Source organism: Blastomonas sp. UPD001 (assembly GCF_003426715.1).
In the GTDB taxonomy this organism is placed as follows: Bacteria; Pseudomonadota; Alphaproteobacteria; order Sphingomonadales; family Sphingomonadaceae; genus Blastomonas.
In genome coordinates, this window is sequence record NZ_QKVT01000001.1 from 895,283 (window position 1) to 914,324 (window position 19,042).

Below are 19,042 nucleotides of genomic sequence, written 5' to 3' on the forward strand. Positions count from 1 at the left end.
CTCTCGGCCTTGGCGTGGCCTTGCTGCCGACGCTCGCCGATTGCGATCGGCCGGAGGACCTGGCGCGCTGGCCGCAACTCGAGGCATCTGGCCGATGCGCGTGACGCTGCTGATCCCCGCGCTCAACGAGGCCAAGGCGCTGCCCGCGACCATCGCCAATGTCGCCGCGCTCGATCCGCCGCCCGACGAGATCCTGCTCGTCGACGGGGGTAGCGAGGACGATACGGTGGCGTTGGCCAAGGCGGCGGGGTGGCGCACCAAAGTCTCGCCCGAGCGGGGACGCGGGCCGCAGATCAATTTCGGCGTGGAACAGTCGAGCGGCGATCTGGTGTGCATCCTGCACGCCGACAGCCTGTTGCCCGCGGATGCCATCGCGCACATTCGCCAGGTGCTCGCAGACACGCGGATTTCGCTCGCCACCTTCCTCCCGATCATCCGCGGGGAGAAGACCCGCTGGTTCACCACCGCGCACAACTGGTGGAAAACCTATTACCCCATCGTCACCCACCCGCACCTGTTCGTGCGTGGCGTGCGGCTGCTGTTCGGCGATCATGCCATGTTCTTCCGCCGCGCCGATTACCTGCGCATCGGCGGCATACCGGCGGATGCCACGATCATGGAGGAAGCCGACCTGTGCATCGGCTTCGCGCGACTCGGCAAGCTCAGAATGACACGCAAGCCGGTCATTACTTCCGACCGCCGCATTGCGGCATGGGGGCCACTCAAGGCCAATTACATCTATCTCAAGGTTGGACTGGCCTGGACGTTCGGCATGCGGGGCCGGTTGAAAGGCATGTATCCCGATATTCGCTAGACGCCACCAGGCGGCGATACGTGCATGGCGCGCGACGACCGACTTTCGCATTTGAAATGGGGGGACCCCCCTATTTCGCACTTGCAACATAAACCTTGTTGTGCCATCCAATGCCTGAACGAAAAACTCCTAATGGGGAATATGAAAATGAAGATGTTCAAAGCCACTGTGGCCGCGATCGCTCTGACCACCATGGTCGGCGCTCCGGTCCTTGCCCAGGCAGCCGGTCGCGTGACCGCCGCTTCGAGCGAAGAGAGCGAAGCTGAAGGCAGCACCGGGATCATCATCGGCGTCGTCGCTGCTGCTGCCGTGATCGGCGGTATCATCGTCATCGCTGACGACGACGAGCCGAACAGCCCCTGATTTCATCAGGCGCACGCTAAACGGAAAAGGGCGGCTCCCAAGGGCCGCCCTTTTTTGTTGTGCCACGCCTCCACGATTCCGGCAAAGTCCGGCGCCGCAGCGGGATCGACGGGATCAGGACAGCGGCCCTCTGCCGCCGGCTCGGAGCAGCGCCCCATGAGAGGCAGTGATCGCAGCCACTGCTTACCGCTTTTTTAACCGGGACGCGGCTAGACCGAAGCTCTATGGTTCGCGGCCTCGCGCCGACGGGCCGACCACGATCGGGGATTGAGCATGCTGTCCGAGAAAAAGCCTGAAGTTTGCGTTCTGGGCCTGGGCTATATCGGGCTGCCGACCGCAGCGATCATCGCGCGCTCGGGCTGCCGCGTGCTCGGTGTCGATGTCTCCGAGCATGTCGTCAGCACCATTGCCGAGGGCCGTATCCATATCGAGGAAGTCGATCTGGACGGGCTGGTCCAGGGCGTGGTTGCGCGCGGCATGCTGCGTACCTCGCTCCAGGTCGAACCGTCCGATGTGTTCGTCATCGCCGTGCCCACGCCGTTCGACGACAATCACGCACCCGATATCAGCTATGTGCTGCAGGCCGCCAGCAGCATCGCCGCCGTGCTCAAGCCCGGCGACTGCATCATCCTCGAATCGACCTCGCCGGTCGGCACCACCGAGGAAATGCGCGACCTGATCGCCAAGCTGCGGCCCGATCTCAAGGTGCCGGGCCTGACCAGCGACATTCCCGATATTGCCATCGCCTATTGCCCCGAGCGCGTGCTGCCCGGCCGCATCCTCGAGGAACTGACCAACAATGATCGCTCGATCGGCGGCATCACCCCGCGCTGCGCGCGCAAGGCGCTGACCTTCTATCGCCGCTTCGTGCGCGGCGAATGCATCACCACCGATGCGCGCTCGGCCGAAATGACCAAGCTGGTCGAGAATGCCTATCGCGACGTCAACATCGCCTTTGCCAACGAGCTGTCGATCGTCGCCGATCGCATGGGGCTTGACGTCTGGGAGGTCATCCGCCTCGCCAACCGGCATCCGCGCGTCAACATCCTCCAGCCCGGCCCCGGCGTCGGCGGCCATTGCATCGCCGTCGACCCCTGGTTCATCATCCACGGCGCGCCGGACGAAACCCCGCTGATCCGCACCGCGCGCTGGGTCAATGACGGCAAGGTCGATCATGTGCTCGGCAAGGCTGGCGCACTGATCGAGGCCAATCCCAACGCCCGGGTCGCGTGCCTGGGCCTGGCGTTCAAGGCCAATATCGACGACTTCCGCGAGAGCCCGGCGAACAAGGTCGCGCTGGCGCTGGCGCAGAAATTCGGGGACCGGATCAGCATCGTCGAACCCTATGCCCAGGCCCTGCCGCCCGCTTATGATGGGCTGGGCGCACGGCTGATCGACGTCGACGACGCGATCGAAAGCTGCGACCTGTTCATCGTGCTGGTCGACCATGACGTGTTCAAATCGATCCCGCTCGCCGAACGCGCGGGCAAGATCGTCTACGACACCCGTGGCATCTGGCCCGACCAACCCGCCTCGCCCGAGCGTCCGAGCGGCCATTTGCGTCTCGCCGGCTGATCGGGCAGACCCTTACCCCATGACCATCATCGTCACCGGAGCCGCCGGGTTCATCGGCCATGCGCTGACCCGCGCGCTGATGCAGCGCGGCGAGCATGTCGTCGGCATCGACAATCTCAACCCCTATTACGACCCCGCGCTCAAGTATGCGCGCCTCGCCGACCTGGCGACGATCAACGCGGGGCGCTTCGATTTTCTCGAGCTCGATTTCGCCGACCATGAGGCGCTCGAATCCGCACTGTCGCCCTATCACCTGACGCGGATCGTGCATCTCGGCGCACAGGCGGGCGTGCGATACAGCATCGACAATCCGCGCGCCTATGTGCAGTCGAACCTGGTCGGGCATCTCAACCTGCTCGAAATTGCGCGCCACCGGCAGGTGGAGCAGTTCGTCTATGCATCGTCCTCGTCGGTCTATGGCAATAGCGACGTGGTACCGTTCAGCGTCGATGCCCAGGTCGATCATCCCATCTCGCTCTATGCCGCGACGAAGAAGGCGGATGAGCTGATGAGCGAGACCTATGCGCATCTCTATCGCCTGCCGATGACGGGGCTGAGGTTCTTCACCGTCTACGGGCCCTGGGGCCGGCCCGACATGGCGCTGTGGAAGTTCACCAGCGCGATCCTGCAGGGCAAGCCGATCGACGTGTACAACCATGGCGATATGCGCCGCGACTTCACCTATATCGACGATATCATCGCGGGCGTGCTCGCCGTGATCGACCATCCGCCGGCGGATGACGGCGCGGTCAAGCCCGGCGGCAGTGTCTCGCCGCACCGGCTGTACAATATCGGCAACAACCAGCCCGAGCCGCTCGGGCGGATGATCGACGTGATCGAGGCGGCGTGCGGCAGACCAGCGATCCGCAACCTGCTGCCGATGCAGCCGGGCGACGTCTACCAGACCTATGCCGATATCAGCGCGATCGCCGCGGATCTGGGCTATGCGCCGACCACCGGAATCGATACCGGCATCCCGCGCTTCGTCGACTGGTATCGTAGTTTCACGCGCAGCTGACTTGCAGCCCTGGCTCAGGCGCCGTAACCCTGCGCCAGGGCCCGACGTAGCACCAGCACCGCAGGAGATTCGACCCCATGCTCATCATCGAAGGTTGGCTGCAGTTCGCGCCAGGCGAAATCGACAAGTTCGCCGAAGCGGCACGGCAGATGGTCGAGGCGACGCGTCAGGAAGAGGGCTGCCTGCATTATGCCTTTGCCCGCGACATGAACGACCCCGACATCATCCGCATTTCCGAACGCTGGGTCGATCAGGCCGCGCTCGACGCGCATTTCGCCTCGCCGCACATGGCCGCATTCGGCGCCGGCCTCGCGCAGGTCGAGCGACTGGGATCGGACGTGAGGCTCTATGACGGCGACGAAGTTCGCCGCATCATGTAGGGCTTGCGGCCCCCGCCCCGCTCCACCATATCGCGCGCCATGAGCAAGGATAGCAGCAGCATGCCCGTGTGGCATGGAACCACCATCGTCGGCATCCGCAAGAACGGCAAGGCGGTGATCGCAGGCGATGGCCAGGTATCGATGGGCCAGACGGTGATGAAGCCCAACGCGCGCAAGGTGCGCCGGCTGGGCGACGGATCGGTGATCGGCGGGTTCGCCGGCGCCACCGCCGACGCCTTCACCCTGTTCGAGCGGCTCGAAGCCAAGCTCGAGCGCCATTCGGGCCAGCTGATGCGCGCTGCGGTCGAGCTCGCCAAGGACTGGCGCACCGACAAGTATTTGCGCAACCTCGAGGCGATGATGATCGTCGCCGACAAGGAGGTGACGCTGATCCTCACCGGCAATGGCGACGTGCTCGAACCCGTCGACGGCGTCGCCGCGATCGGATCGGGCGGCAATTTCGCGCTGGCCGCCGCGCGCGCGCTGATGGAATATGAGCAGGATGCTGAGACGATCGCGCGCAAGGCGATGAAGATCGCCAGCGACGTATGCGTCTATACGAACGACCAGCTGACGATCGAGACGCTCGACACCGGCGCCTGATGCCCTAGGGTCCGCAGCCATGCTGTGGCAGACGAACAGGCGGGGGTTGGTGACGGGCGGCGGTGCCGCGTTGTTGCTGGGGGGCTGTACGACAGGCGCGACGACGCGCCCGATAGCCGCGCTCCCCGCCTCGCCGATGTGCCTGCCGAAGGTTCAGGTCGATCCCAACCGCGTGATCCGAACCGTCGCCGGGCTGCGACCGTTCCGCCCGTCCGGCTTTGTCGTGCGTGCCGAGGCGCTGGGCGATACGCGGCTGGTGCACAATTACGGCCATGGCGGCGGCGGCATTTCCCTGAGCTGGGGCAGTTCGCGCCTCGCCGCCTCGCTCGGTCTGCCAGGTCATTCCGGCCCGGTCGCGGTGATCGGGGCCGGGATCATGGGGCTGACCACCGCGCGGCTGGTGCAGGAGGCCGGCTATCCGGTCACCATCTATACCGCCGCGCTGCCGCCGCAGACGACATCGAACATCGCGGGCGGCCAGATCTTCCCCACCGGCTATTTCGACGACGATGTCGCGACCCCCGAATTCCTGGCCCAGGCCGATATTGCCGCCGATTACAGCCGCAGGCGATTTCAGATCATGGCCGGCGACGATTACGGCATCCGCTGGCTGCCCACCTATGACCAGACGCGGCGGACCGGGCCGCTTCCGCCCGATCCGCGCTTTCCCGGACGCGTGCGGCTCGCTCCGGACGAGCCCCCCTCCCCCGCCGATAATGTCGTCCGCTACGAGACCATGTATGTCGAGACCGGGCGCTTTCTCGAGCGGCTGCTGCGCGACATCCGCGTGGCGGGCGGCAAGGTCGAACGGCGAAGCTTCAACACCCCAGCCGAGATTGCTGCGCTGCCGGAAAAGCTGGTGTTCAACTGCACCGGGCTGGGCGCGGCCAAGCTGTTCGGCGATCCCGAACTGGTGCCGGTGCGCGGCCAGCTGGCGGTGCTGATCCCCCAGCCCGAGATCCGCTATGCCTATGCGCTGGGCGGCGGATACATGTTCCCGCGCGGCGACGGCATATTGCTCGGTGGCACCTATGAACGCGGAGAGTATCTCGCGGAACCGCAGCCGCAGGATATTGCCGCCATCGTCGAATCGCATCGCCAGCTGATGGCGGGCTGGCGCTGCGCTTGAAGAGGGTAGCGCCACACCCCAATTTGTGAGCGCGAACCTCCCTTCCAGAGAAGACACTGAATGACCGATACGCTTACCCCGAAGAACATCGTTGCCGCGCTCGATGCGCATATCATCGGCCAGAAGGACGCCAAGCGCGCCGTCGCCGTGGCGCTGCGCAATCGCTGGCGGCGTCAGCGCCTGCCCGCCGAGCTGCGCGACGAGGTGACGCCGAAAAACATCCTGATGATCGGCCCCACGGGCTGCGGCAAGACCGAGATTTCGCGCCGTTTGGCGAAGCTTGCGGATGCGCCGTTCATCAAGATCGAGGCGACCAAGTTCACCGAGGTCGGTTATGTCGGCCGCGATGTCGACCAGATCGCGCGCGATCTCGTGGAGGACGCCGTGCGACTGGAAAAGGAGCGCCGCCGCGAGAAGGTGCGCGAGGCGGCGTCCGAAGCGGCGATGGAGCGGCTGCTCAATGCGCTGGTCGGCGACAATGCCAGCGAAGCGACGCGCCAGAGCTTCCGCCAGCGCATCGTCGACAATCACATGAACGATACCGAGGTCGAGATCGAGGTCGAGGCTGCGCCCAACATGCCGATGGAAATCCCCGGCATGGGCGGCCAGGTCGGCATGATCAACCTCTCCGACATGATGGGCAAGGCGTTCGGCCAGAAGCGCACCAAGCCGCGCAAGATGCGGCTCGCCGATGCCTGGGACAAGCTGATCGAGGAAGAATCCGAAAAGCGGATGGACCAGGATGACGTCGCGCGCGCGGCGCTGGCCGATGCCGAAGCGAACGGCATCGTCTTTCTCGACGAGATCGACAAGATCGCAGTGTCCGACGTGCGCGGGGGATCGGTGAGCCGCGAGGGCGTGCAGCGCGACCTCCTGCCGCTGATCGAGGGCACCACCGTCGCGACCAAATACGGCCCGATGAAGACCGATCATGTGCTGTTCATCGCCTCGGGCGCGTTCCACATCGCCAAGCCCAGCGACATGCTGCCCGAACTGCAGGGCCGCCTGCCGATCCGCGTCGAGCTCAAGGCGCTGAGCGAGGAGGACTTCTTCCACATCCTCACCCAGACCAAGGCCAATCTGGCGCAGCAATACAGCGCGTTGCTCGGCACCGAGGAACTCAAGCTCGAATTTTCCGAGGACGCGCTGCGCGAGGTCGCGCGCATCGCCGCCTCGGTCAACGAGACGGTCGAGAATATCGGAGCCCGCCGTCTGCAGACGGTGATGGAGAAGTTGCTGGAAGATATCAGCTTCAATGCCGAAGATCATCGCGGGGAGACGATCAATATAGATGCCGATTACGTACGATCGCAGCTGACAGGAATCGCCAAGAACACCGATCTCAGCAAATACGTCTTGTAGATTTTTCGGGGGTCATGTCGCTGAAATTGCAGATGGCATGCCGCTTTAGCGCCAAATTAACCATCGTCATGACACATGAGGTGTATGACGAACTGGACACTCTTGCGCAAACTGGCCCGGCTCAGGGGCCGGACTGAATTCCGGGCCGAAAGGCCCGGATTCGGTGCCGGCGATGGCATACCGCATCCCGAACTCCCCTCACTGACCATCACTGTCCACCATATGCTGCGCATCTGCAGCTGCAGCATCGACATGCTGCCCTGCGTTGTCACCGTGGCTCTGGTCCTGAACTGGGTCGCCTGGGGAACGCCGGGGCAGATCGCCACCCTGTCGGGCTCAGCCATCAGCGTGCTGTGCGTCCTGGCCCTGATCCCGCTGCAAGGGCCTTTGGCGCGCCTGGCGCAGGAGGATCGTCCGGACAGTTCCTCGCGGCTTGAAAAGCTCCATTTCCAGTTCCGTGCCAATGCGCTGATGTCAGGGCTGGGCTGGGCCCTGGCACTGGCCGGCCTGATGCTGTCGCGGAACAGTCATCTCGTCGAACTGGCCGTCCCCGTGGGCGTGGGCATTGCCGCGATCGGTGCGCTCAACTTCCTGCCCTTGCCCTCCGCCAACCTGTACTGGTTGAGCGCGATGATGGGCGGGCTGTTTACGGCGATCATGGCGACCGGATACAGGATCACCGTGTTCTTCTTTCCGCTGGCGGTGGTGTTTTCCATTATCATGTGGCGGAACACCGCCGCCCTGTGCAGCAATTTCGCTACCTATCTGCTGCAGTCGGACGAACTGGCCCAAGCGCGGGAGCGCGAATTCGCTTTCCGCCAGAGCGAAGCGGCAGCCGTCGCAGAACGCGACCAGCGCGCCCAGGCTGACCTGGTCAGGCAGCGCGAAGAGCATTTGGCAACGCAGCGCAAGGCGATGGCAGCGCTGGCCGAAGGCTTTGAGCATTCGGTCGTCCAGACCATTGACAGGCTGACCGACGCGCTGGCGCAACTGGGTACCAGCGCCGCCGCGCTGCACTCGATTGGCGAGGAAACCGACAGCAGCGCCACGCAGGTAACCGCGCGCGCGAGCAATGTCGGGCTTTCGGTGCAGCATGTCGCCACCGCGATCGAGCAGCTCAACCGGTCGGCCCAGGCGATCGCCCAGCGCGTCGATGCCCAGCATCAGGCCGCCGCTGCTGCACGTAGCGCGAGCATGTCCGGCAGCGTCGCGGTGAGCGCGCTTGCCACCCAGGCCGAGAAGGTGTCCGAGATCACGACGCTGATCAACGAGATCGCCTCGCAGACCAATCTGCTGGCGCTCAACGCCACGATCGAAGCCGCGCGCGCCGGCGAGGCCGGGCGAGGTTTTTCGGTCGTCGCGCACGAGGTCAAGCAGCTCTCCGGCCAGACGCGCGGGGCGATCCAGTCGGTCGACGAGACCGTGCAAGGCATTCGTGCGCGCATGGACCTGACCGAGATGACCATCGATTCGATCGCCGACCAGATCGATCTGGTGACGGAGGGCGCGGCGCATATCGCCAGGGTGATCGCCGATCAGGGCGAGGCCACGAGCGACATCCACGCCAGCAGCCTGCAAGTGGCCAGCGATGCCAACGCGATGGAGGAAACCGCGCATGCGGTCAGCCGCAACGCCCAGCGCGTGAAATCGGTGTCGGACGACATGCGGCTGGTCACCTCGCAGCTCGAGGAACAGGCACGCGCGCTTCGCGGGGCGAGCAGCGCTTTCTTGGCCGAGCTCAAGGCCGCCTGACGCTCCGGTCGCCGCATTTGTCGCGGCCCCGCTGGGCTTGCCGCGATTAGCGCGCTAAGCTTGCTGTCATGGGCCTGCGGTTTCATCGCATGTTCATCGGCGGGGCTTCACCAGTCCCGCTTTCGATCGAGCCTCCAGCCATGGAAAACGGCAGCGCATGCAGCACAGCTCCCAGTCCCAGCCCGCCGCGATCATCCGGCTTCTTGCGCGGGTGCTGGCGCTGTGCGCGGCGGCGATGCTGGCGATCCAGCCCGCCGCGGCCCAGTCGATCCTGCGCGATGCGGAAACCGAGGCGCTGCTCGCCGACATGTCGCGCGATCTGATTCTGGCAGCGGGCTTGCTGCCCTCGAACGTCAATGTCGTCGTGATCAACGACCGCAGCATCAACGCCTTCGTCGCGGGCACGCAGGACGTCTATATCCATAGCGGGCTGATCGAGGCGGCCGACAATGCCAACGAGGTCCAGGGTGTGATCGCGCACGAACTGGGCCATATCGCGCTCGGCCATTCGATCACCCGGTCGGAAAATGCCTCCAAGGCCGGCAACATCACCATATTGTCGCTGCTGCTCGGGTTGGCAGCGGTGGCGGCAGGCGCGGGGGAAGCCGGGCTCGGCATCATCGGGGCCGGGCAGCAGGCGGCGATGGGCAAGTTCCTGGCGCATACGCGCGGCGAGGAATCGGGGGCGGACGTCGCGGGCGCTAAGTACCTGTCGCAGGCGGGCCTGACCGGCAAGGGCTCGCTCGCCTTTTTCAAGAAGCTGCAGAATCTCGAGTTCCGCCTCGCGATTCCGCAGGAGGACAGCTACAATCGCTCGCACCCGCTTTCGGGCGAGCGCATCACGCTGCTCCAGGAAATCTACGAGAACGACCCCGCGTACGACACCCCGCTCGATCCGGCGCTCGAGGCGCGTTTCCAGCGGGTGAAGGCCAAGCTGGTCGGCTATGTCGCCGAACCCACCGAGACGCTGCGCGACTATCCCGAAAGCGACCGGAGCGTGCCCGCGCGCTACGCCCGCGCCTATGCCTGGCACAAGAGCGCCTACCCTGAAAAGGCGCTGGCCGAGGTCCGCTCGCTGCTCGCCGAGGCGCCGGACGACCCCTATTTCCTCGAGATCTACGGCCAGATCCTGCTCGAATCGGGCCGACCGAAAGAGGCGATCGCCCCGCTGCAAAAGGCGGTCGCCAGCACCAACGCCCAGTCGCTGATCGCCGGGGTCTACGGCCATGCGCTGATTGCCAGCGAGGATCCCGCCAATCTGCCCGAAGCCGAGCGCGTGCTCAAGGCCGCCGTCGCGCGCGATGCAGCCAATCCCTTCGCCTGGTATCAGCTCGGCGTGGTCTATGCCGATCGCGGCGACACGGCGCGCGCGGCGCTGGCGAGCGCCGAACGCTATGTGCTGCAGGGCAATGCTCCGCTGGCGCTGCAGAGCGCCGAGCAGGCGATGACGAGCCTGCCCCAGGGCAGCGCCGACTGGATCCGCGCGCAGGATATCGCGATCCTCGCCCGTGACGCGGTTGAACGCCAGCGCCGCCGCCGCTAAGCCGCAACCATCGACTGCATATCACCAACCAAGGGTTCGCCATGACATCGCAATCGTCTCCCTCCGGCGAGACCCGTTCAGGGAAACTGATCTTTATGGCCGCTGCCGCATTTCTCACGATGGATGCCGACAAGGCGGCCGCCGCTGCCGGGTTCGACAGCAAGGACAAGGCCGCGATCGAGGCGATCGTGCGCGCCTATATCCTCGAAAATCCCGAGATCATTCCCGAAGCGGTCGAGCAGCTGCGCACCAAGCAGGCGGCCAAGCGCATCGCCTCGGTGCGCAGCGATGTCGAAACGCCCTATGCCGGCGCCTTTGCCGGCAATCCCGACGGCGATGTCGTGCTGGTCGAATATTCGGACTTCGCCTGCGGATTCTGCCGCCAGAGCGTCGCCGACGTCTCGCGGCTGGTGGGCGAGGACAAGAATCTCAAGATCGTGTTCCACGAGCTTCCCATCCTTTCGGATGAAAGCCGCGTTGCTGCCGCCTGGGGCCTGGCCGCCGCGCAGCAGGGCAAATATTATCCGTTCTACAAGGCGATGTTCGCCGCTGGGCGCCCCAGCCAGACGACGATCGAACAGGCGGCCAAGACCGCCGGGCTCGATATGGCTGCCGCGCGCGGCTTCGTTGCCAGCAAGCAGGCCGAGAAGGTGCTCGACGACAATATCCGCATTGCGCAGCAGCTCGAATTCAGCGGCACGCCCAGCTGGGTCGTGGGCAACCGCGTGCTCAATGGGGCGGTGGGCTATGACGAGCTCAAGTCGGCAATCGCCGAAGCGCGCTCGGTGAAGAAGCCGGTCGGCTAGGCCATGCGCAAGGCCGCGTGCGCCTGGGCCATGGCGGGGCTGATGGCGCTCGCGGCCCCGCCGCTGCCGCCACAGGATCGCCCAAGGCCTCCGAATGGTCGCTGGCCCAGCTGCGCGCGGCGGACGTACGCGTGCTCAGCGTGGGTTTCCGGCTCGCAACCGCGAATGCGCCATTCTGCCGGAACACCGAAAACGCCGCAGGGATGACGCTGCACCATATCGGCCAGTATCCCGACGCTGCCGCAGCGCGCGCGACCTTCGGCTTTGCGAGCGATTACGCCGTGCTCGCCTTGGTCGCCGATGGTCCTGCCGCGCGCGCCGGTCTTCGCACCGACGATGCGATCGTCTCGCTCGACGGCTTGCCCCTTGTCGCTCCCGCCGAGGAACTGGCGGCGATCGATCAGGTCGCGGCCTATCGCCCGATCGCCTGGGCCGATGCCCGCTTGCGCGCAGCGCTGGACAAGGGCCCAGTGGCGCTCGGCATCCTGCGCGGCGGCAAGCCGATGACGGTCACCATCACCGGCACCCCCGCCTGCCGCAGCCGTTTCGAGCTGCGCCCCAGCGGTTCCTACGGCGCTTCGGCGGACGGCGACATCGTCGGCATCACCGTGCCGATGCTGGCCTTCATGGTCGACGATGACGAGCTTGCAGCGATCCTCGCCCACGAACTGTCGCACAACCTTCTCGAGCATCGCCGGCGGCTCAACGAGGCGGGTGTGCAGCGCGGGCTGATGCAGCAGCTCGGCCGCAATGCGCGGCTGACGCTCGCGACCGAGATCGAGGCCGACCGGCTGTCGATCTGGCTGATGGCGAACGCGGGCTACGACCCGCAGGGCGCGGTCCGCTTCTGGACGCGCTATGGCAGGCAGCGCGGCAAGGGCATTTTCTCGGCGCCCACGCATTACCGCTGGAAGAAGCGAGTCGGGCTGTTCGAAGACGAAATGACGCGAATGGCAGCCCTGGGGAGTGATCGGCGCAGCTGGCATCCGCCGCTGCTGGCAGCCCCCCCCTCACCGCTGGAATAGCCGCTCCGGCCATCTTGTTCCTCGTTTCGCCGCAAAAAGCGCGTCGTGTCACCGCACGCGTCGAGTCGCCTCAGGAACCCATCCACAGGCCTATCAGTCTCCGAGGGAACAGGGACGATATTCCATTCCTCAAGGAGCAACTCGATGCAATTTCACGCCAAGTCTTCGGGCTTCCGTCTGACGATCGCCGCACTGGCGCTCTCGGCTTCCACCGCCCTGGTGGCACAGCAGAGCACGCCGCTGCGCGCCGATGTCGCGAGCGAAGCCGAGGCCCTGCCCGATCCCGCGACGATGACCAAGGGGCCCGAGATCAAGGGCGTGCTCACCGCGCGTCAGGGCGACCGCATCCAGGTGCAGACCGCCGATGGAAGCCGCACCATCCTGTTCGTCAGCGACCAGACCCAGGTCCGCGCGACCGGCGGCCTGTTCGGATCGAGCCGCACCCAGCTCGACACCGGCGCGCTGCTCAACGGCCTGCCGCTGACGATCAAGACGCTGCAGTCGGGCGATACGCTGCTCGCCAGCCAGATCACCTTCAAGAACACCGATTTCAAGACCGCCTCGATGATCCGCACCGGCACCGCGCAGCAGTTTGCCGAACAGTCGGCCGCCACCGAGGCGCTGCGCGGTCGGATGGGCGATATCGACCAGTATAATGTCAAGGCGACGACCAACGTCTATTTCGACACCGCGCAGGCCAAGTTGAGCGATCAGGCCAAGGCGGAGCTCTGCGCCGCCGCCGGTTCGGCCGAACAGATGGACAATGCGCTGCTGCTGGTCGTCGGCTATACCGATGCCGATGGCGACGAGGAGTTCAACCAGACGCTGAGCGAAAAGCGCGCCTCCAGCGTGATCAACTATCTCCAGCAGGTGTGCAAGTGGAAGCCCTATCGCATGCTGACCCCGGCGGGCATGGCCGAGGCCGACCCGGTTGCGGACAACATGACCGAAGAGGGCAAGGCGCAGAACCGCCGCGTCGCGGTCAATGTGCTGGTCAGCAAGGCCGTGGACGGGCTGTACGCCGACAATTCGGCGCGCTGAACCTTTCTTCGCGACGAGGTGAATGGGGCATCCGCCTGGCGCGGGTGCCCCTTTTTCGTTCGCTCGCCTCAACCCCTCGGCGCGCTGAGCGCCATGCGGTTGCCTTCGCTGTCCTCGATCTCGGCGACGTACCCCGCCTCGCCTATGTCCTTTTTGGGGTACAAGACGGTCGCGCCCTGCGCGGTTGCGCGCGCGAGCGTTTCGTCGATATCGGCGACGTCGAAATACAGCAACGGCCCCGCCTTGGCCGGCTTGTACACATCGCCCTTGGCCAGTGCTCCGCTCGCTCCTGCCCCGCCATCGGCGCGCGGGAAAAAGGCCATCGGATAGCCGTCGACGGTTTCCCGTCGCAGACGATAACCGAACACCTCCTCATAGAAGCGCACGGCCCGGTCCAAGTCCTCCACCGGGATCTCGAAATGGACCACGGGATTGATCATGGTCTGCTGCCGCGTGCCGAGCGCTGGCGCGGACGCCTGTTCAGCGGGCGCGCAGGCCGCGAGCGCCAGCAGCAGGGGAAATGCCGGCACATTTCGACCCACCCCGATCAGGCCTGCTCCGCGACCTTGGCGTACATCGAGTTGATCGGGCGGGCCATCACCCGGCGCACCATCGGCTCGAAGAATTCGAGTGGTTCACTTTGATAGTCCGGGTCGAACGCGGCCTGGTCGTATTTCTCGCAGAATTCCGCGCAGGCGTCGAAGTAAGGCGAGCTGCGGAAATTCTCGCGCACGTCGCGGTCGCCGCCGATGAAATGGAAATAGTAATAGCCCTGGAACGCGCCGTGATTGGCGCAGATCCAGTGGATTTCCTCCGATACGAACGGCTTGATGATCGCGGCAGCGACATCGGGATGGTTGAAGCTGCCCAGCGTGTCGCCGATATCGTGGAGAAGCGCCATCACGACATATGGCTCGTCGCGGCCATCGCGGTGCGCGCGGGTCGCGGTCTGCAGGCTGTGCTGCAGCCGGTCGATCGGAAAACCGCCGAAATCGCCATCGAGCAGCCGCAGGTGCGCCAGCACCCGGTCAGCAAGGCCTCCGGCGAACTCGCGATATTGCCCGGCGATGATGGCCCAGTCCTCCTGCGTGCCGTTGGTCATCGCGGTGAACCTGGCCCGTGCCTCGGGTGCCAGTGTGTCGGTCATGGCGCATCCTTTCCTGTCTGTTCTTTCGGACAGGCTAACCCAGCCCATCCGAACATGCAAAAAATTGTGGGGGGATGGAGCGAAACCGGCTAGACCCGGTTTCATCATGGCGATGCTGCCCATCAAGCCGACACCGTTCTTCGCCAACAAGAACCGGGCCTTCTGGAACCTGCAGACCCTGGGCTGGGCGGGAGCCCTGGCGCTGCGCGGCATCTCCGGGCTCGCCAACGGCCAGCCGATCTCGTTTCTCGTGCCGATCATCATCGCGACGATCACCGGCTATTCGGTATCGCTGGTGATGAGCGTGATCTATCAGACGCTGATCGACCGCAAGCCGCTGGTCACCTGGGGCGTCACGCTGATCGTGCTGCTGACGGGGTCCGCGCTCTGGGCCTTTGTCGATGCCTGGGTCGCGACGCTCTATCGGCCCGGAAGCGACAGCAATTTCACCGCAATCCTGCTCGGCGCCTTCTATCTCGACCTCACGCTGCTCGGGGCTTGGTCGGCGCTTTATTATGCGATCAACTTCTTCCTGCGCATCGAGGAACAGCAGGACCAGATGCTGCGGCTGGAAAACCAGGCGACCAGCGCGCAGCTCGCGATGCTGCGCTATCAGCTCAACCCGCATTTCCTGTTCAACACACTGAACAGCATCTCGACACTGGTGCTGCTCAAGCAGACCGAGCCTGCGAACGCGATGCTGTCGCGCCTTTCCTCGTTCCTGCGCTATACGCTCGCCAACGAGCCGACCGCGCGGGTGACGCTCGATCAGGAGGTCGAGACGCTCAAGCTCTATCTCGATATCGAGAAGATGCGCTTCGAGGAACGCCTGCGGGCGCATTTCGACATCGAGACCAATGCGTCGAAGGCGCTGCTGCCATCGTTGCTCTTGCAACCATTGGTCGAGAACGCCATTAAATATGCGGTGACACCCAAGGAGGACGGGGCCGATATCAACATATCGGCGCAACTCATCGGACCTCTGCTGCGTATCACCGTAACCGACACAGGGCCCGGATTGAAGAAGCAGGGCGAGAAAGCCAATGCGTCAACCGGGGTCGGACTGGCGAACATCAGGGACAGACTGTCCCAGGCATATGAAGACAATCACCGGTTTGAGACACGATCATCACCCGGGGGCGGCTATAGCGTGATTATCGAAATTCCGTTTGAAACACGCGAACAAAGGCAATTACAGGCATGACCATCCGCACCATCCTGATCGATGACGAGAAGCTCGCGATCCAGGGAATGCAGCTCCGGCTGGAGAAGTTCGAAGACATTGAGATTATCGATACCTGCCTCAACGGCCGCGAAGCCATCCGCAAGATCAAGACGCTCAAGCCCGATCTGATCTTTCTCGACATCCAGATGCCGGGTTTCGACGGCTTTTCGGTGGTGCAGGGGATCATGGACATCGAACCGCCGCTGGTCGTGTTCTGCACCGCCTATAGCGAGCACGCGATCAAGGCGTTCGAGGCGCAGGCCGTCGATTATCTGCTCAAGCCCGTCGAGGACGTGCGCCTTGCCGACGCGATCGATCGCATCCGCGAGCGCATCCGCGACAAGAAGGGGCGCGAGGAAGCGGTCAAGCTGATGAACGTGCTCAACGAGGTCGCGCCCGACGCCGTCGAGAATCTCGATCTGGGCGAGGAAGACGAAGCCGCTTCGTCGAACCGCTATGAAAAGCTCATCAACATCAAGGATCGCGGACAGATTTTCCGCGTCGATGTCGACACGATCGAGCGGATCGACGCTGCCGGCGATTACATGTGCATCTATACCGGCGACAATTCGCTGATCCTGCGCGAGACGATGAAGGACCTCGAAAAGCGGCTCGACCCGCGCAATTTCCAGCGCGTGCACCGCTCGACGATCGTCAATCTCGGCTTGGTCCGCCAGGTCAAGCCGCACACCAATGGCGAGTGCTTCCTGGTGCTCGAATCGGGCGCGCAGGTGAAGGTCTCGCGCAGCTATCGCGACGTCGTGGCAAGGTTCGTCCACTAAGATCTGCTTCCGTTTGCCCAGATACATCGTCACCCCCGCGAAAGCGGGGGTCCCGCTTCCGCAGTACGCCCGATTGAAAGCGGGATTCCCGCTTTCGCGGGAATGACGATGGGTGGGCTATCGTCTTTCTGCAAAGAACGCCCTGAGAAGAGCAGCCGCTTCTTGTTCGCCGACGCCCGTATAGACCTCAGGCTTGTGGAGCACCGTGGGCTGATGAAACAGGCGCGGGCCGTGCTCCACCGCCCCGCCCTTGGGGTCGCCGGCCGCATAATGCAGCCGTGCGATCCGCGCGTGCGCGATCGCCCCCGCGCACATCGCGCACGGCTCAAGCGTCACCCATAAATCGCAGCCGGTCAGCCGGTCGCTGCCCAGCGCTGCGCAGGCCTGGCGGATCGCCATGATCTCGGCATGCGCGGTGGGATCGTTGCGGCCGCGCGGCTGGTTGTGCCCCCGGCCGATCACCGTCCCCTTGTGCACGACGATCGCGCCGACGGGCACCTCGCCCAGCGCCGCCGCCTGGCGCGCGAGATCGAGCGCAAGGGCGGCATGATGGCGGGCGGTATCCAGCGTCATGACATCCGCCTTGCCGCAATGCGGCTTGCGCCGCCAGCGGATTCGCGGCAGATACGGGTTATCGGCGCGCAGGCGGTTGACTTGAAGGTCATCTGACGCTAACCGCCCCGTTCTTCTAGCAAACCTATTGCATCAGGATTCTTTATCATGTCGCGCATCTGCGAACTGACCGGCAAGGGCCGGATGGTGGGCCACAATGTGTCTCACGCCAACAACAAGACCAAGCGCGTGTTCCTGCCCAACCTGCAGAACGTCACGCTGATGAGCGAAAAGCTCGAGCGCAGCTTCAAGCTCCGCGTGTCGACTGCCGGTCTGCGTTCGGTCGAGCATGTCGGTGGCCTGGACAACTGGCTGCTCAAGACCAGCGAAGACAAGCTGTCGGCGCGCGCTGCCAAGATCAAGCGCGAACTGCACAAGGCTGCGGCCTGATGGCCTGCCAGCGCACCGTGCTGATCGCCGGTGCGCTGGGCCTTGCAGCGCTGGCCAGTCCCGCCTCGGCGGGTACGCGCACCACCGCCGACGTCCTGTACTCGGAGAATCCGCAGGAACGCGCCTTTCAGGAGAGCGCGGGCTATAGCGATGCCGTCATCCTGCGCGACGGGACCATCTACCTGTCGGGCGTCGTCGTCGGCCCCACCGCCGACAAGGCCGCGTTCGAGCGCGTCTATCGTCGCATCAGCGACATCCTGCTGCGTGCCGGCGCGACCTGGGAAGATGTCGTCGACATCACCAGCTTCCACACCGACATAGAGCCGCAGGTTGCGGTCATGTCCGAAGTGCAGAAGCAGTTCATCACCCCGCCCTTTGCCGCCTGGACCGCCGTGCAGGTCAGCCGGCTCTATTCGCCCGGCGGCGTGACCGAGATCAAGCTCATCGCGAAGAAGCAGGTTCGCTGAATTCGAACTTGAGCAGCAGGTTGCGCTGCAACGACAGATAGTTGTCGTCCGCGATCACCCACAGGATTGTCCGCTTCCCTTCGCGATCGACCGCGATCCCTTCCATATTGTCGACCGGCAGCGGCGGCTTGAGCGTCGCGGTCACGCTGGGGCGCACCAACGCCCCGGGGCGCACGCGCCTGACATCGATCAGCGCGATCCTGGCGCTGACCCCCTCGGCATAATGGAAGCGGCGGTGCAGTGCGACCAGCCGGCCATCGGGCAGCTGTGCCACATCGGTGATGCGATACCCCTCGGGCGGCTGATAGGCGAATGACAAGGCTCTGGCCCCCGGTTCGGCCGGGTCGGAGCGGAAGATCAGCCCCACGGTCACGCCGGGCCGGATCGAGCGCGATTCGGCAAAGACAAGAAACCGGCCGTCGCGCAGCCGCACGATCGCTTCAGCTCCGCCATTGTCGGGCCATTCCTGCATCGCTGGCGGCTTGCCGGTTGCCTCGGCGCGGGCAAAGCCCGGGGCATAGCGGCGGATGCGGTGGCGCTGCTCGAAGCCCGCCCAATAGCGCCCGGTGACCGGATCGAAGGTCAGGCTTTCGGAATCCTGATCCTTCTTCGTGCTGCGCTCGCCCCTGCGCACGGGCAACGGTGCGATGAAGCTGTTCTCCGCCCTGCCCTTGGACGTGATCGTGAAGCCCGCGAGGATGGCGGCATCGCTGAGCGCGAGCAGACGCCCGTCGCCCATCGCGTGCAGCGCGGAAAACCCGCCGAATTCGCTATTGTCGCTGAACAGCTCCCACCCGCCGATCAGCGTCAGCGGCCCGTTGCCGATGCGATGTGGCAGCCTTGGCAGGTCGCGCGGCGTGCGCACGGTGATCTGCTGGCTGTCATTGCCGGGAATCGGCGAATCGGCGACGAACGCACCGGTTCCGAGGAAGAACAGCAGCGACGTGAGCGCGAGCCCGCGCCGCAGTGCTGCGCGTCCGCGCGGTTCGGGTTCGATCGGCTCCACCG

22 protein-coding genes are annotated in these 19,042 nt (G+C 64.8%); 18 read left to right on the forward strand and 4 right to left on the reverse strand.

Going from position 1 to position 19,042, the window contains the following annotated elements; all coding sequences use genetic code 11:
* The first annotated feature begins 94 nt into the window (after positions 1 to 94).
* The 14 genes from DM995_RS21650 (at position 95) to DM995_RS04400 (ending at position 13,411) form a co-directional block, all read left to right on the forward strand.
* Entirely contained in the window at positions 95 to 814 is a 720-nt protein-coding gene (locus DM995_RS21650; protein WP_116968617.1) for a glycosyltransferase, read from the forward strand.
* 24 nt (positions 815 to 838) lie between these two features.
* The gene (locus tag DM995_RS04345) at positions 839 to 1,177 is read left to right on the forward strand and encodes a hypothetical protein (RefSeq protein WP_232824050.1); all 339 of its coding nucleotides are present in this window, start codon (positions 839 to 841) and stop codon (positions 1,175 to 1,177) included.
* A 273-nt stretch (positions 1,178 to 1,450) separates the two neighbouring features.
* Positions 1,451 to 2,752: a UDP-N-acetyl-D-mannosamine dehydrogenase gene (gene wecC, locus DM995_RS04350; RefSeq protein ID WP_116968619.1), complete on the forward strand. Its 1,302-nt coding sequence runs from the start codon at positions 1,451 to 1,453 to the stop codon at positions 2,750 to 2,752.
* Positions 2,753 to 2,771: 19 nt separating this feature from the next.
* Complete coding sequence (locus DM995_RS04355; RefSeq protein WP_116968620.1) at positions 2,772 to 3,770, forward strand: NAD-dependent epimerase/dehydratase family protein; 999 nt, start codon at positions 2,772 to 2,774, stop codon at positions 3,768 to 3,770.
* Between the two features lie 77 nt (positions 3,771 to 3,847).
* Entirely contained in the window at positions 3,848 to 4,150 is a 303-nt protein-coding gene (locus DM995_RS04360; RefSeq protein ID WP_116968621.1) for a putative quinol monooxygenase, read from the forward strand.
* 60 nt (positions 4,151 to 4,210) lie between these two features.
* Positions 4,211 to 4,753 carry an ATP-dependent protease subunit HslV gene (hslV, locus tag DM995_RS04365; protein ID WP_031318036.1) on the forward strand — a complete coding sequence of 181 codons (543 nt, stop codon included), beginning with the start codon at positions 4,211 to 4,213 and terminating at the stop codon, positions 4,751 to 4,753.
* A gap of 49 nt (positions 4,754 to 4,802) precedes the next feature.
* Positions 4,803 to 5,882 (forward strand): FAD-dependent oxidoreductase, encoded by a 1,080-nt coding sequence (locus DM995_RS04370; RefSeq protein ID WP_232824052.1) that lies wholly within the window; start codon positions 4,803 to 4,805, stop codon positions 5,880 to 5,882.
* A gap of 60 nt (positions 5,883 to 5,942) precedes the next feature.
* On the forward strand, positions 5,943 to 7,244 hold the full coding sequence (gene hslU, locus DM995_RS04375) for an ATP-dependent protease ATPase subunit HslU (protein ID WP_023837838.1): 1,302 nt from the start codon (positions 5,943 to 5,945) through the stop codon (positions 7,242 to 7,244).
* A gap of 14 nt (positions 7,245 to 7,258) precedes the next feature.
* Positions 7,259 to 7,381, forward strand: a complete 123-nt coding sequence (locus tag DM995_RS22625) for a hypothetical protein (RefSeq protein WP_286164925.1) — start codon at positions 7,259 to 7,261, stop codon at positions 7,379 to 7,381.
* Positions 7,382 to 7,466: 85 nt separating this feature from the next.
* Positions 7,467 to 8,996, forward strand: a complete 1,530-nt coding sequence (locus DM995_RS04380) for a methyl-accepting chemotaxis protein (RefSeq protein WP_232824054.1) — start codon at positions 7,467 to 7,469, stop codon at positions 8,994 to 8,996.
* A 157-nt stretch (positions 8,997 to 9,153) separates the two neighbouring features.
* Complete coding sequence (locus DM995_RS04385; protein WP_116968624.1) at positions 9,154 to 10,539, forward strand: M48 family metalloprotease; 1,386 nt, start codon at positions 9,154 to 9,156, stop codon at positions 10,537 to 10,539.
* 95 nt (positions 10,540 to 10,634) lie between these two features.
* The gene (locus DM995_RS04390; protein ID WP_232824057.1) at positions 10,635 to 11,345 is read left to right on the forward strand and encodes a DsbA family protein; all 711 of its coding nucleotides are present in this window, start codon (positions 10,635 to 10,637) and stop codon (positions 11,343 to 11,345) included.
* Positions 11,346 to 11,362: 17 nt separating this feature from the next.
* The gene (locus tag DM995_RS04395; RefSeq protein WP_116968626.1) at positions 11,363 to 12,370 is read left to right on the forward strand and encodes a M48 family metallopeptidase; all 1,008 of its coding nucleotides are present in this window, start codon (positions 11,363 to 11,365) and stop codon (positions 12,368 to 12,370) included.
* Between the two features lie 144 nt (positions 12,371 to 12,514).
* Entirely contained in the window at positions 12,515 to 13,411 is an 897-nt protein-coding gene (locus tag DM995_RS04400; protein WP_116968627.1) for an OmpA family protein, read from the forward strand.
* 68 nt (positions 13,412 to 13,479) lie between these two features.
* Here DM995_RS04400 and DM995_RS04405 read toward each other — a convergent pair whose 3' ends face one another.
* A complete protein-coding gene (locus tag DM995_RS04405) occupies positions 13,480 to 13,941 on the reverse strand; it encodes a VOC family protein (protein WP_198669249.1) in 462 nt (153 codons plus the stop codon).
* Positions 13,942 to 13,958: 17 nt separating this feature from the next.
* Positions 13,959 to 14,558 carry an HD domain-containing protein gene (locus tag DM995_RS04410; RefSeq protein ID WP_116968628.1) on the reverse strand — a complete coding sequence of 200 codons (600 nt, stop codon included), beginning with the start codon at positions 14,556 to 14,558 and terminating at the stop codon, positions 13,959 to 13,961.
* A gap of 106 nt (positions 14,559 to 14,664) precedes the next feature.
* Between DM995_RS04410 and DM995_RS04415 the strand changes: the two genes are divergently transcribed.
* Both DM995_RS04415 and DM995_RS04420 read left to right on the forward strand, forming a co-directional pair.
* Positions 14,665 to 15,762: a sensor histidine kinase gene (locus DM995_RS04415; protein WP_116968629.1), complete on the forward strand. Its 1,098-nt coding sequence runs from the start codon at positions 14,665 to 14,667 to the stop codon at positions 15,760 to 15,762.
* Positions 15,759 to 16,565, forward strand: a complete 807-nt coding sequence (locus DM995_RS04420) for a LytR/AlgR family response regulator transcription factor (RefSeq protein ID WP_023837830.1) — start codon at positions 15,759 to 15,761, stop codon at positions 16,563 to 16,565. The genes DM995_RS04415 and DM995_RS04420 overlap by 4 nt, the downstream gene beginning before the upstream one ends.
* Before the next feature lie 117 nt (positions 16,566 to 16,682).
* Here the strand turns inward: DM995_RS04420 and DM995_RS04425 are convergent, their stop codons facing one another.
* Positions 16,683 to 17,138, reverse strand: coding sequence for a nucleoside deaminase (locus DM995_RS04425; protein ID WP_116968630.1), 456 nt, complete (start codon positions 17,136 to 17,138; stop codon positions 16,683 to 16,685).
* Positions 17,139 to 17,285: 147 nt separating this feature from the next.
* Between DM995_RS04425 and rpmB the strand changes: the two genes are divergently transcribed.
* Both rpmB and DM995_RS04435 read left to right on the forward strand, forming a co-directional pair.
* The gene (gene rpmB / locus DM995_RS04430; RefSeq protein ID WP_023838203.1) at positions 17,286 to 17,567 is read left to right on the forward strand and encodes a 50S ribosomal protein L28; all 282 of its coding nucleotides are present in this window, start codon (positions 17,286 to 17,288) and stop codon (positions 17,565 to 17,567) included.
* A complete protein-coding gene (locus tag DM995_RS04435) occupies positions 17,567 to 18,034 on the forward strand; it encodes a Rid family hydrolase (protein WP_023838204.1) in 468 nt (155 codons plus the stop codon). Before rpmB ends, DM995_RS04435 begins: the two co-directional genes overlap by 1 nt.
* On the opposite strand, the gene DM995_RS04440 is transcribed toward DM995_RS04435, so the two are convergent.
* The gene (locus tag DM995_RS04440) at positions 18,009 to 19,040 is read right to left on the reverse strand and encodes an esterase-like activity of phytase family protein (RefSeq protein ID WP_157973070.1); all 1,032 of its coding nucleotides are present in this window, start codon (positions 19,038 to 19,040) and stop codon (positions 18,009 to 18,011) included. The two genes, DM995_RS04435 and DM995_RS04440, sit on opposite strands and share 26 nt — an antisense overlap.
* Between the last annotated feature and the right edge of the window lie 2 nt (positions 19,041 to 19,042).

Coding starts and splice junctions, on each gene's coding strand:
- DM995_RS21650 (WP_116968617.1), top strand. CDS start 95: ATGCGCGTGACGCTGCTGATCCCCGCGCTCAACGAGGCCAAGGCGCTG.
- DM995_RS04345 (WP_232824050.1), top strand. CDS start 839: ATGGCGCGCGACGACCGACTTTCGCATTTGAAATGGGGGGACCCCCCT.
- wecC (WP_116968619.1), top strand. CDS start 1,451: ATGCTGTCCGAGAAAAAGCCTGAAGTTTGCGTTCTGGGCCTGGGCTAT.
- DM995_RS04355 (WP_116968620.1), top strand. CDS start 2,772: ATGACCATCATCGTCACCGGAGCCGCCGGGTTCATCGGCCATGCGCTG.
- DM995_RS04360 (WP_116968621.1), top strand. CDS start 3,848: ATGCTCATCATCGAAGGTTGGCTGCAGTTCGCGCCAGGCGAAATCGAC.
- hslV (WP_031318036.1), top strand. CDS start 4,211: ATGCCCGTGTGGCATGGAACCACCATCGTCGGCATCCGCAAGAACGGC.
- hslU (WP_023837838.1), top strand. CDS start 5,943: ATGACCGATACGCTTACCCCGAAGAACATCGTTGCCGCGCTCGATGCG.
- DM995_RS22625 (WP_286164925.1), top strand. CDS start 7,259: ATGTCGCTGAAATTGCAGATGGCATGCCGCTTTAGCGCCAAATTAACC.
- DM995_RS04380 (WP_232824054.1), top strand. CDS start 7,467: ATGCTGCGCATCTGCAGCTGCAGCATCGACATGCTGCCCTGCGTTGTC.
- DM995_RS04385 (WP_116968624.1), top strand. CDS start 9,154: ATGCAGCACAGCTCCCAGTCCCAGCCCGCCGCGATCATCCGGCTTCTT.
- DM995_RS04390 (WP_232824057.1), top strand. CDS start 10,635: ATGGCCGCTGCCGCATTTCTCACGATGGATGCCGACAAGGCGGCCGCC.
- DM995_RS04400 (WP_116968627.1), top strand. CDS start 12,515: ATGCAATTTCACGCCAAGTCTTCGGGCTTCCGTCTGACGATCGCCGCA.
- DM995_RS04410 (WP_116968628.1), bottom strand. CDS start 14,558: ATGACCGACACACTGGCACCCGAGGCACGGGCCAGGTTCACCGCGATG.
- DM995_RS04415 (WP_116968629.1), top strand. CDS start 14,665: ATGGCGATGCTGCCCATCAAGCCGACACCGTTCTTCGCCAACAAGAAC.
- DM995_RS04420 (WP_023837830.1), top strand. CDS start 15,759: ATGACCATCCGCACCATCCTGATCGATGACGAGAAGCTCGCGATCCAG.
- DM995_RS04425 (WP_116968630.1), bottom strand. CDS start 17,138: ATGACGCTGGATACCGCCCGCCATCATGCCGCCCTTGCGCTCGATCTC.
- rpmB (WP_023838203.1), top strand. CDS start 17,286: ATGTCGCGCATCTGCGAACTGACCGGCAAGGGCCGGATGGTGGGCCAC.
- DM995_RS04435 (WP_023838204.1), top strand. CDS start 17,567: ATGGCCTGCCAGCGCACCGTGCTGATCGCCGGTGCGCTGGGCCTTGCA.